10 protein-coding genes are annotated in these 10,946 nt (G+C 65.6%); 4 read left to right on the plus strand and 6 right to left on the minus strand.

Features of this window, described 5'->3' with window-relative positions:
* Positions 1 to 14: 14 nt before the first annotated feature.
* The 3 genes from EP26_RS22800 to EP26_RS33450 are packed head-to-tail and all read right to left on the minus strand — an operon-like array spanning position 15 to position 3,097.
* The gene (locus tag EP26_RS22800; protein ID WP_043342134.1) at positions 15 to 959 is read right to left on the minus strand and encodes a Bug family tripartite tricarboxylate transporter substrate binding protein; all 945 of its coding nucleotides are present in this window, start codon (positions 957 to 959) and stop codon (positions 15 to 17) included.
* A 19-nt stretch (positions 960 to 978) separates the two neighbouring features.
* Positions 979 to 2,478 (minus strand): tripartite tricarboxylate transporter permease, encoded by a 1,500-nt coding sequence (locus EP26_RS22805; protein WP_043342135.1) that lies wholly within the window; start codon positions 2,476 to 2,478, stop codon positions 979 to 981.
* 13 nt (positions 2,479 to 2,491) lie between these two features.
* Positions 2,492 to 3,097, minus strand: a complete 606-nt coding sequence (locus tag EP26_RS33450; protein ID WP_169747459.1) for a tripartite tricarboxylate transporter TctB family protein — start codon at positions 3,095 to 3,097, stop codon at positions 2,492 to 2,494.
* A 166-nt stretch (positions 3,098 to 3,263) separates the two neighbouring features.
* On the opposite strand from EP26_RS33450, the gene EP26_RS22815 reads away from it, so the two are divergent.
* Positions 3,264 to 4,082: an IclR family transcriptional regulator gene (locus tag EP26_RS22815; RefSeq protein ID WP_169747460.1), complete on the plus strand. Its 819-nt coding sequence runs from the start codon at positions 3,264 to 3,266 to the stop codon at positions 4,080 to 4,082.
* A complete protein-coding gene (locus tag EP26_RS22820; RefSeq protein ID WP_245624480.1) occupies positions 4,042 to 5,067 on the plus strand; it encodes a crotonase/enoyl-CoA hydratase family protein in 1,026 nt (341 codons plus the stop codon). Before EP26_RS22815 ends, EP26_RS22820 begins: the two co-directional genes overlap by 41 nt.
* Before the next feature lie 48 nt (positions 5,068 to 5,115).
* Here EP26_RS22820 and EP26_RS22825 read toward each other — a convergent pair whose 3' ends face one another.
* Complete coding sequence (locus EP26_RS22825; protein WP_052389554.1) at positions 5,116 to 6,096, minus strand: tripartite tricarboxylate transporter substrate-binding protein; 981 nt, start codon at positions 6,094 to 6,096, stop codon at positions 5,116 to 5,118.
* Positions 6,097 to 6,633: 537 nt separating this feature from the next.
* Here EP26_RS22825 and EP26_RS22830 point away from each other — a divergent pair.
* The gene (locus EP26_RS22830; RefSeq protein ID WP_043342136.1) at positions 6,634 to 7,344 is read left to right on the plus strand and encodes an IS6 family transposase; all 711 of its coding nucleotides are present in this window, start codon (positions 6,634 to 6,636) and stop codon (positions 7,342 to 7,344) included.
* Positions 7,345 to 7,894: 550 nt separating this feature from the next.
* On the opposite strand, the gene EP26_RS22835 is transcribed toward EP26_RS22830, so the two are convergent.
* Positions 7,895 to 9,109, minus strand: coding sequence for an ABC transporter substrate-binding protein (locus EP26_RS22835; RefSeq protein WP_043342137.1), 1,215 nt, complete (start codon positions 9,107 to 9,109; stop codon positions 7,895 to 7,897).
* Between the two features lie 522 nt (positions 9,110 to 9,631).
* Between EP26_RS22835 and EP26_RS22840 the strand changes: the two genes are divergently transcribed.
* Positions 9,632 to 10,570 (plus strand): IS5 family transposase, encoded by a 939-nt coding sequence (locus tag EP26_RS22840; RefSeq protein ID WP_043342138.1) that lies wholly within the window; start codon positions 9,632 to 9,634, stop codon positions 10,568 to 10,570.
* A gap of 172 nt (positions 10,571 to 10,742) precedes the next feature.
* On the opposite strand, the gene EP26_RS22845 is transcribed toward EP26_RS22840, so the two are convergent.
* Positions 10,743 to 10,946, minus strand: a 204-nt coding sequence (locus EP26_RS22845; RefSeq protein ID WP_043342139.1) for a transposase, incomplete at its 5' end; no start/stop codon positions are given.

The raw sequence follows: 10,946 nt of genomic DNA on the forward strand, positions 1-10,946 counted from the left end.
TCCAGGGGACCATCTCAGCGGCGAGCCAGACCCGCCTCGCGCAGGGCCGGTCCAGCGCTGGCATAGGCGTCCCGCACGGTCCGCTCGAACAGCTCTGCCGTCATGGGCTGCGGCAGCATGCCAATCCGCAGCAGCATTGCATGGACGTTGGGAGATTGCGCCGCACGCTGCAGGGCTTCGTTCAGGATGCGCAGCCGATCCTCCGGCAAGCCTCGCGGCGCGACGAAGCCGACTGTCGCCTGCACGACCAGGTCATGGCCCATCTCCCGCACCGTTGGCACGTCCGGCACCTCATCCCAGCGGTCGGGACTGGCGGAGGCAAGTAGGCGCAGCCGGCCGGACTGAATGGCTGGCAGCATTTCCGGGGGCGCCTGGATCACCGCCTCGACATGCCCGCCCATGGTGGCGGTCACGGCTTCGGCACCCGAGGGGAATGGGATGAATTGGAAGCGCGCGCCGGTCATGCGGCCGAGGGCGAACATACCAAGATTGTTCGGTGCGCCCGTGGCACCGAAGGTAACGCGGCGGCTGCGCCCAGCCGCGATCAGATCCTCCAGCGAGCGCAGCGGGCTCTCTGCCCGCACGCCGATGCCGTAGCGGAACCCAGCATAAGCCGGCAGGTAGGTGAAGCTGTCGGGCGTATAGGACACCTGCAGCATGTGCGGCGTGACTGCGATACTGTTCAGCCCGCCGGTCCCGATGGTGTAGCCGTCTGGTCGCGCCGCAGCGATGGTTTGTGGCCCGACGGTGCCCTGTCCGCCCGGCCGGTTGATCACCTGGACCGGCACGCCGATGAGCTTTTCCGCCTCGGCCAGTACGGCACGCGTGGCGACATCGGTGGAACCGCCGGCGGCGTACTGCACGATGGCGGTGATCTCCCGATCCGGATAGCCGGCCGCGAAGGCGGGCGTCGCCAGCGTCGTCAGCGCCGCACCAGTGAGGGTGCGTCTGCGTATCATGGGTCTATTCCTCCCTGCGTCACGTCACCGCCTCCTGCAGCGCCGCCGGCTTGCGGATGACGAGACCGCTCGCCAGCGTCAGCACCGCGAGGAGGATGAGGCCGAGTGCGATGGGATGCTCCGCCAGCGTGGTGAGATCGCCATCCGCAATCAGCAACGCCTGCCGCAACGAGCGCTCGAAGGTCGGGCCCAGCACATAAGCGAGGACCAGCGGCCCAAGATCGAAGCCGGCGCGGCGCAACCCGAAGCCGACCAGGCCGAACACCGCCGCCAGCAGCACGTCAAACTGGTTCAGCCCAACGCTCCAGGTCCCAATGACACAGATCATCAGGATGGTAGTGGCCATGAAGCGCCGTGGCACTTCAAGCGCGCGCACGAAGAGTCCGACAAAGGGCAGATTCAGCACCAGCAGGAGAACGTTGCCGAGATACATGGAGGCGATAACGCCCCAGTAGAGCTCGGGCTGACGCTCCAGGATCATCGGCCCGGGCTGCACGCCATGGATCAGCAGCGCGCCGAGCAGCAGCGCCGTCACCGCATTGGCCGGGATGCCGAGGGTAAGCAGTGGAATGAAGGCGCCGGCCGTGCCGCTGTTGTTGGCTGCCTCCGGCCCTGCCACGCCCTCCACCGCACCATGGCCGAACTCCTCCGGGTGGCGTGCCAGGCGGCGCTCCACGGCATAGGAAAGGAAGGAGGCGAGGACGGCACCGCCACCAGGCAGCAGGCCGACCAGGAAGCCGAGCACGGAGCCGCGCGCGATTGGCATGACGCTGCGCCGTGCTTCCTCCCTGTTCGGCAGGAAGCCTAGCAGTGTCGACGGTGGGCGTAACAGCTCAGGCTTCTCGTCCTTCCCGAGGGCCAAGAAGAGCAGCTCCGAGAGGCCGAACAGGCCGAGGGCGAGTGGGGCGATGTTGACGCCGTCCACCAGCGCCGGGATGCCGAAGGTGAAGCGCGGCGTGCCGGTGAGAGGGTCCAGCCCAACTGCCCCGAGCAGCAGCCCGAGAAGGGCCATCAGCGTCGCTTTGGCGATGCCGGAAGCGGCGAAGAAGGCGATGAGCGACAGCCCCGCCAGCATCAGCGCCGCATATTCCCAGGGGCCGAAGGCGATGACAATCTCGGCCAGCGGCGGCGAGAGCAGCATGATGCCGAGCACGCCGAAGGTACCCGCGATGAAGCTGCCGATAGCGGCGATGCCGAGCGCGGCGCCGGCACGACCATTGCGGGCCATGGCATGGCCATCAATGCAGGTGACGACGGAGGAGGCCTCGCCCGGGATGCGCATCAGCACCGAGGTGATCGTGCCACCATAGGCCACGCCGTAGTAGATCCCGGCGAGCAGGATGATAGCACCGGTCGGGTCGAGCTTCAGACTGATTGGTAGCAGCAGGGCGATCGTCGTCGCCGGCCCAAGGCCGGGCAGCACGCCAACCAGCGTGCCAAGCACGGCGCCCAGAAAGCAGAGCGAAAGGTTCTGGACCGTCAGAAGAACGGCAAAGCCTTGGAGCAGTCCCTGGGCCATGGCGCCTGCCTCCTTAGCCGCCGCGGACCAGGCCAAGCCTGGCGAGGCCGAGCTCGAACGGCCCGGACGGGAAGGGAACGCCGAGCGCCGTGCCGAAGAGCAGGGTAACCGAGGTCAGGAGGATGGCCGCCCAGCCAAGGGCGGCGGCCCAGGACCGGCGCTCGCCAAGCCGCAGCATCAGCACGACGGCGAGGAAGCCCGCTGGGATGAAGCCGATCACCGGAAAGGCGAGCGCGGTCCCCAGCATGCCGGCGGCGTAGGCGAGAAAAGTACGCGACGCAAAGGGCGAGGCGGCGCCGCCCTCCGGCTCGCCTTCGCCTGGCCAGACGAGCAAGACAAGCGCCACCAGGCCGATCAGCAGGGTGACGAGTTGCGGCAGCAGACCCGGTCCCGGACCGTCCCACGCCCAGGTGTCGAGCGTCGCCGCCTCGAACCCGGCGGCGATTGCCAAGCCAAGCAGGAGCAGCGCGGCGATGCGGGCCGGACGGCGCGTGCTACCGGGCGGCTGTGCGGCATCGCTCGTTGCTAAGTGGGCGCGCTTCGTCGACAAATCGTCAGGACAGACCGTTCCTGCCACGACGGGCGCCTGCGCAGCCGAGCCAGCTGTCCGGTTGGACAAGACGGATTCCTCCCGACACGCTTCCACTTTGTGGAAGTATCTTCTACCTTGGACAAGGGGATGGTGGAGCGACTGTTCTCCACCTGTCAACGTTTGGTGGCAGATCGCAAAGGGGGCAGCAGCACATCGCAAAGAATCTGAGAACCAGCGGCGATGTGATTCCAACATGTGGAAAGTCATGGCCGACGTAACGGGCACCCAGACCATCATCCGGACCATCCACCTGCTGCGCTTGATGGCCAGCCAGAGCGCCGCCGGCGCCCGGCTGACCGATTTAGCGCGGGCCACGCGCCTGCCGGCACCTACCGTACGGCGCATGCTGCGTTGCCTGCTGCAGGAAGGAATGGCGAGCCAAGACCCCACCACGCGACGCTACCATCTGGGACCGTTGGTTGCCGAGCTCGGCCTGCTCACCAGCCATCACCAGCGGCGTGCTGCCCTGTGCCAGCCCATGCTGGACAGGCTGGCGCGGGAGACCGGCGACACCGTCTACCTTGCCATCCGCAGCGGCTTCGACGCCGTCTCGATCGCGCGCGCCACAACGGACGGCCCCGTGCGCATCACCACTACCCAAGTCGGGGATCGTCTACCTCTGGGCGTCGGGCCGGGCGGCGTCGTGCTACTGGCAGCGCTGGAGCATGCTGAGGCCGAGGCCGCGATCGCCACGGTCGAACCCGCCCTGGCCACTTTCGGTGGTTTCGGCGCCGCCGAGCTGCGCTCCGAGGTCGCCTTTGCGCGCCAGCGACGCTTCGCCATCAGTCGCGAGCGCATCACGCCTGGTCTGAGTGGCATCGGCGTGGCGGTGCCACAGATTGCTGGCCACCCGCCTATGGCGCTGACCCTTGGTTCCATCAGCGCTCGCATTGAGGGCGACCGCTGCGAATGGTTGGCCGCGCTGCTGCATGCGGCCGCACGGGATATTGCCGCTCTGCTAGAGGGTGGCGATGCAAGGGCAGTGCCCGCAGTCGATTGCACTCAGGTCTGAACGCACTCCACTCTGGTGCTGCGGGCCGGCTTTCGCTGCGCGGTCGGCAGGCAATGCTGGCAGGATACCGGTACTGGCTGAAGGAGGAACAGGAATGATGAACAAATGGCTACGCAGCACCGACTGCCTGACTTTCGAGATGGACGCCGCGATCGCATGGATCACTCTGAACCGCCCAGCGAAACGCAACGCGCTGAGCCGCCCCCTGCTACGCGAGTTGCGCGAGGCGATGCTGGAGGCGGATGACCGCAAATCTATCCGCTGCATCGTGCTGCAAGGCGCCGGAAAGGATTTCTGCGCCGGATACGACATGGCGGCGTCCTCACCCGCCGGGGCACCACTGGATGGTGATTACGATCCGGCACTCTATCGGCAGAGCGCCAACGGCATCGATGACGATGCTTGGCGCCTGGAGCGCAACCAGGCCGACATCCTGACCATCTTCGATTTGCACAAGCCGGTGATCGCCGCGGTGCATGGCCACTGCGTCGCCGGCGGCACTGATCTTGCCCTCTCCTGCGACATGGTTATCGCGGCGCGGGACGCCCGCATCGGCTTCCCGGCAACACGGGCGCAAGGCACGCCACCGATGCATATGTGGCTGCACAATATCGGCCCGCAATGGGCTAAGCGGCTGCTGCTCACGGGCGACATGGTGTCAGGCCGCGATGCGGCGCGCATTGGTCTGGTGCTGAAGGCGGTGCCGACCGCGCAACTGCAGGCGGAGGCGCGCGCGCTGGCGGAGCGTCTGGCGCTGATCGATGCTGATGTTCTCGCGGCCAACAAGCGCATCGTGAATATGGGGCTGGAGCTGATGGGCACGCGAACCCTGCAGCGCTTCGCCGCAGAGACCGACGCGCGCGGCCATCTCGCCGCGGCGGCACGAGAGTTCACCCGCGTAGCCAAGCAGGAAGGGTTATCACGCGCCTTTAAGCTGCGCGATGCGCCCTTCGGCGATGGCATGCTGCGGATGGATGAGGAGTAAGTTGCTCTCGGCTCGGATGCGCGATCGCATCCGGGCCGAGAGCGTGCCCTAATCCGCCTTGAAGCCGCTGGCCTCGATTACAGGGCGCCAAGTCTCTATGTCCTCGCGGAGCAGTTTGGCGAGCGCCTCCGGGGAAGAAACCTCCGGCTCCAACCCGAGTGCGAGAAGCTGGCTCCTCACCTCCGGCTCAATGGTCGCCGCGGCCACCTCGGCGCTCAGCGCCTCCACTACGGGGCGCGGCGTGCCGGCCGGGGCGAAGAAGGCGTAGAAGCCCTGCGTCGCACGCTGCGGATGCCCCATCTCGGCAAGCGTCGGGATGTTAGGAGCGGAGGTGGCGCGCCGCGTGCCGGAGGTGAGGATGACGCGCAACTTGCCGCTTTCGTGGTGCGTGAGGAAGTCAGCAAGGCCGCCGGTCCCGGCGGGAATGTGGCCGCCGGTCAGATCGGCCACCAGTGGCGCCGCGCCGCGATAGCCGACCGGCTCCATCGGCAGCCCGAAGGCCGCGCCGACCGTCAACCCGAAGAAGTGCGTGGAGGAACCGAGCGCGGTGGTGCCAAAGCTGCCACGCCGCGGGTCAGCTTTCACCCACGCCAGGTAGTCCTGAAAGCTATGGACCGGGAGAGCCGGGGAGACGGCGAGGGCCGATTGCAGCGTGCCAGTCAGCGTCAACGCAGCGAAGTCGGTGCGCGGATCGTAGGGCAGGCGTCGATAGGTCAGCACCGGCATCACCGTCGAGGCGCTCGGCGCGAACAGGATGGTGGTGCCGTCCGGCGTGGCATTCTTCAGCGCCTCGCAGGCCAAGATGCCGCTTACGCCGGCCCGGTTTTCGACGATCACGTTCTTCAGGCTCCCGCGCTGGCGCAGCTTCTCAACGATGACGCGGCCCATGACGTCAGTGCCACCGCCGGCCGGGAAGCCTACAAGCACGCGCACCAGGCTGGACGGCAGCGCCGCACGGGCGCCGCCGCCAAGCGGTACCAGCCCGGTGCCCAGCATGGCCTTGAGGACGCTGCGTCGTTCCAACTCCATTGTTCCCTCCTGTTCTTGGTATGCGGTGCCTGGTACGGCCGACACCTTGGAGGGAGCATATCCTGATTGCACAGCCACAGTGCTAGCCCACGTCGAAACACACTGGAAGCAGAGGGTAATCACATGAGGCGGGCAGCCGCGTGCTGCATCCTTGCGAGCCGATCCCCCAGCCAGCAGAGTGCTGGGAAGGAATAAATGGGGAAAACAATGAACCGCCGTAGCTTTCTTGGTGGAGCGGGATTTGCATCCGCCACGTCTCTGGCCGGCCCCAGCCGAGCCCAACAGCCAGACGGCAGCACATCGTGGCCAAACCGCCCAATTCGATTGATCGTGCCTTTTGCACCAGGTGGTGCCGCCGACCGCATTGGCCGAATGGTAGCTGAGCCTCTCGGTCGTGCCCTTGGCCAAGCTATTTTGGTTGAAAACCGGGCCGGAGCAGGTGGTACACCGGCGGCAGTCGCGGCATTGAGCGCCGCGGCGGCATTGCCAAGTTGTCGGCCTCTATCCGGAACGAAGTGGCTGGGCCAAGCTGGGTTGATGACGCCAGAGCTTGCCACCTACCCCGGATATCGCTTTCCGGCTGAGATCATCAGCCATGCGGTATGGCTTTATCATATCTTCAGCTTGAGCCTGCGCGATGTCGAGCTGATCCTGGCAGAGCGAGGCGTCAGCGTCACTCACGAGAGCATCCGGAACTGGTGTCTGACATTCGGCGGCACCTTTGCCGGAAAACTGCGTCGACGCCGGCCCAAGCTGGGCGACACCTGGCACTTCGATGAAGTGTTCCTGAAGATCAACGGGGTGCAGCATTACCTCTGGCGCGCGGTGGACCAGCATGGCGTCGTGCTCGACATTCTGGTGCAAAGCCGACGGAACGCCACCGCGGCCAAGCGCTTCTTCAAACGCCTGCTGGCTGGTCTCAAGTTCAAGCCCAGTCGCATCGTCACCGACGGGCTACGCAGCTACGGTGTGGCGCAGCGTGAACTCCTGCCCAAGGTCAAGCACCGAACCAGCCGCTACCTGAACAATAGAGCTGAGAACTCCCATCGATCAACCCGGCGCCGAGAGAGGCAGATGCAACGCTTCAAGTCACCCCGGCAGGCGCAGCGATTCCTGTCATCTCACGCCATGATCTACGGCCATTTCCGACCGCAGCGGCACCTGATGACCGCCATGCAATACCGCCGTGCCCGCGACAAGTCCTTCCGGGTCTGGTGGGAGGAGACCTGCGTCCAGAGCGGATGGTGATCCTGCACGCCATCGTGCTGCACGATCCAGCACGGCTCCTGCTTCAACAACTTGCCAATGCCTGTGCCAGCCTTGCCTGCATTTCCGTTACCAGACCGGGCCGGTGAACCAAGCGCGCAGCCTCCAGTGTCTCCGAAGTTTGCGCGAAGGAATCCAACTGCTCCATCCTGCACTCCTTACCTTTGCCCTCTCAGCGCCGGTGATGCGCCGACGTTCCGGGCACACAAGCCGGACGGTTTTGCGTTGCAGCCCGGAACCGGACGGGGATAGGTGATGCGGCTGTTGGCAGTCGGGCCGCGGATCTATCACGACAACATCGACCTTGCCCCGTTGGGGAAGGGCGCGTGTCCGTGCCGAGGATTGCCGAAAGAGCGCGCCTTCGGCGAGCTGATCGTGCCTGTGCGAGGTTCAGCCGCTCGCGGTTGAAGCGGGACTAGGGACGAGGGCCCAGATCTCAGGCGTCGGCCCGCGCAACGCGGGGCGGCGGTGGACCTCGCTTAGGACGGCGCGGTGTTTCAGGCCTGCCGCCCTGCTGGTCCAGCACCATCCGTCAGCTCACGCTGCCCTCCATGAGCGCCCCGAAGCGGTCATAGGTCTTTCCATTGAATCGCTGGAGTTGCATCTGCCGGATCGGCCGATAGTTTGTAGGCGAGGAGTTTAGCCGGATGCCAGGCAGCAGCGTTGGGATCTCCACATCTTTCAGGTTGGTCGCTTGGCGCATGATGTTTTCGCGCGAGGCATCCTGGCCGCATTGCTGCAAGACTTGCACCATCGCCTGGGCCGCGCTGTAGCCGTAGACCGAATTCGCATCGGTCAGATCGGCATCTGGCATGTAGCGGGCCATGAAGGCTCGCCATTCGAGCATGCCGGGGTCCTGCGCCCAAGCTGGGTCGGTCGGGTCTTTCAGATAGGCCGCGGTGGTCAGCCCCACCGCCTTCTCAGGCCCGGCCGGCTGGATCACGACACCCACCGAGTTCGCGCCATAGTGCACGCAGGTGGTCGGCTTCCAGCCGATCTCATAAAGTTTGCGGATAGACATGGAAGCGAACTTTGCAGTTACCGCCAACACCAATCCCTGGCAGCCGCTGCTTTGCAGGCTGATGATTTGCTGGTCGATCGTGGGATCGGTGCTCTCGTAACTCAGCACCTTGGTCGCTTCTTCGAATTTCGGCCCCAACACGTCGCGTACGCCATGGACGTAGTCGCGGCCGAAATCGTCGTTCTGGTGCAGGATGGCAATTCGCCCGCCTGGATGCATTGCCAAAATATGCTTGGCGTAGAGTTGTGCCTCGATGCGGTAGCTGGGCGGAAAGCCAATAGTCCAAGGAAAATCTTGGTAGTTGCTCCACTTGTCGGCCCCGGTGGAGGGAAACAGGTTCGGCACCTTGCGTTGGTTCAGGTAACGCAGCACGGCGCTATTGGTCGGTGTGCCGAGATTGCTGAATAAACAGGCCACTTGGTCCTGCTCCACCAGTCGCCGCACCTGCTCCACCGTCTTCGGCGGGCTGTACCCGTCGTCATAAGTGAGGAAACGGATCCTCCGCCCGGCGACACCGCCATCATCGTTCACTTTGCGAAAATAGGCGTCCATGGTCTTGCCTTGGATGCCGAGGCCGGAGACCGGACCGCTGTAAGACATGGTATTGCCGATGCGGATCTCTGTTGCAGTGACGCCGGGCGAGGTCTGGGCGGCGATGCGTGGCACACCAAAGGAGACGGTGATGGTAGCGGCCGCGCCGCCAAGCACCCTGCGACGGGTTATCATGATGTTTCTCCCTTCACTGTTGGGTGGGCCGGACAACCAGCCGCACCTCAGCGAGCCTAGCACCACCGTCGTCGCTTTCGACGAGAAACCGCCTTGCTGCATAGGTGTCGAGGCCAAGCAGTTACCAAATGAAACCGACCGATCCTTTGGTCTGACGCAGCGCCGGGCGAAACACCGCCCACAGCATCAGAGCTGTGGCAGTTGCCAAGGCCGGGTACGAGCGCTGCCCGTCCCCAGTGCGAAGCTTGGTCTTCCAAGCCTCAGCCGCCGCCTCCGGCGTGAATCAGATCGTCATGCTACCGCGAGCCCGCAGGCCGGGGTCGTACTCGGCCCAGTTGGTGACCGGCGCTTCTGCTTCGCCATGGATACCGCCGAGCGGCGTTCGTTTTGAACGGCAAGAGAGGTGGCCCTGCCTGGTCGAGGAGACACCTCCGACTTCATCTTATGAGAGCTGTGCGCGGATGTGTTTGGACGCGCTACGCTCTGGCTGATTCGCTTGTCCTGCAGGCGACGGAGGTCGGCATGGCGCGGCGTCGGATCGGTCAGGAAGACTTCATCACGCGGCCGGAGCCGCGCTCTGGCGCATCGCTGATGGAGTTAGCGGAACTCATCGACTGGCCTGAGATCGATCGTACCTTGGCTGGCATCTCAGCGGCGACGAAGGGCGAGGCGGGTTGGCCGCCAGTGGCCCTGTTCCGAGCCCTGCTGCTGGCCACCTGGCACGACCTGTCGGACGTGAGGCTCGCCGAGGCACTGGACGACCGCGCCAGTTTCCGCCGCTTCTGCGGCTTCGCCGCCCACGAGCCGACGCCCGAGCGCACCTCCTTCGTCCGCTTCCGGCGCGAGTTGGCTCGGCGTGGGCTGGATCGAGTGCTGTTCCAAGCCGTCACCGGCCAGCTCGAGGCCAAGGGCGTGATGGTGCGCACCGGCACTCTGGTGGACGCGACGCTCATTCCGTCCGCCAGCATCAGGCAGGACGGCGAGGCCAAGTGGGCCGGGCACCGCCGGCGCAAGCCGGTACACGGCTACAAGGCGCACGTGGCGACCGACGAAGGTGCCGGCTTGGTGCGTGGTGTCGAGGTCACGACGGCCAACGTGCACGACGCAGCCGAGTTGGCGGCGGTGCTGCCACCGGAGCCGGGCAACGTCTATGGCGATAGCGCCTTCACCGGTGGGTCGGCGGAGCGGCTGATCATCAGCCACCGCGGCCGGCCGCGCACGGTGTGGACCGGCATCTGGGGCCGCGGCCCGGACGCGCTCGCGCGGCTCGAAGCGAACAACGCGGCGGTCCGGCGGGTCCGCTGCCGCATCGAGAAGGTGTTCGGTACCTGGAAGCGCAGTTATGGCCTACGGCGGATGCGCTGGCTCGGGCTTGCCAAGGCAGGTCTGCAGGTGCGGCTTGCTGCCATAGCCTACAATCTCCGGCGCACCGTTACCCTGCTGCACGCTGCGGCAGCCTGACATGGGACGAGTCTGTCCGCGTCGCCCCCAGCCTACCGAGGTGGGCCAAAACCGACGCGCATCAGGGTGCCCGAGACGCCCCGAAGCCCACACCGCAAAGATCTGCGCCCTTTCTGCGCACCCGCGCACAGCTCTCACTAATACCAAATCCCGCTCATCAGAACCGATGCGCTCAATCGCGCAGTCCGATGGACATGATAGTCCAGGGCTGCTCGACGAGGCGGTTCCAGGCCCGACAGCAATGGTCGACGATGTCGTCGTGGCAGCGGAAGACGCGGTTCGAGAGCCAGGTGTCCCGCAGGATCTGCCAGGTGTTCTCGACCGGGTTCAATTCGGAACACTTGGGCGGCAGCGGGATGAGGGTGATGTTCGGCGG

The sequence above is a fragment of the Belnapia moabensis DSM 16746 genome, assembly GCF_000745835.1.
GTDB lineage: Bacteria > Pseudomonadota > Alphaproteobacteria > Acetobacterales > Acetobacteraceae > Belnapia > Belnapia moabensis.

Coding starts and splice junctions, on each gene's coding strand:
- EP26_RS22800 (WP_043342134.1), bottom strand. CDS start 959: ATGATACGCAGACGCACCCTCACTGGTGCGGCGCTGACGACGCTGGCG.
- EP26_RS22805 (WP_043342135.1), bottom strand. CDS start 2,478: ATGGCCCAGGGACTGCTCCAAGGCTTTGCCGTTCTTCTGACGGTCCAG.
- EP26_RS22815 (WP_169747460.1), top strand. CDS start 3,264: ATGTGGAAAGTCATGGCCGACGTAACGGGCACCCAGACCATCATCCGG.
- EP26_RS22820 (WP_245624480.1), top strand. CDS start 4,042: ATGCAAGGGCAGTGCCCGCAGTCGATTGCACTCAGGTCTGAACGCACT.
- EP26_RS22825 (WP_052389554.1), bottom strand. CDS start 6,096: ATGGAGTTGGAACGACGCAGCGTCCTCAAGGCCATGCTGGGCACCGGG.
- EP26_RS22830 (WP_043342136.1), top strand. CDS start 6,634: ATGACGCCAGAGCTTGCCACCTACCCCGGATATCGCTTTCCGGCTGAG.
- EP26_RS22835 (WP_043342137.1), bottom strand. CDS start 9,109: ATGATAACCCGTCGCAGGGTGCTTGGCGGCGCGGCCGCTACCATCACC.
- EP26_RS22840 (WP_043342138.1), top strand. CDS start 9,632: ATGGCGCGGCGTCGGATCGGTCAGGAAGACTTCATCACGCGGCCGGAG.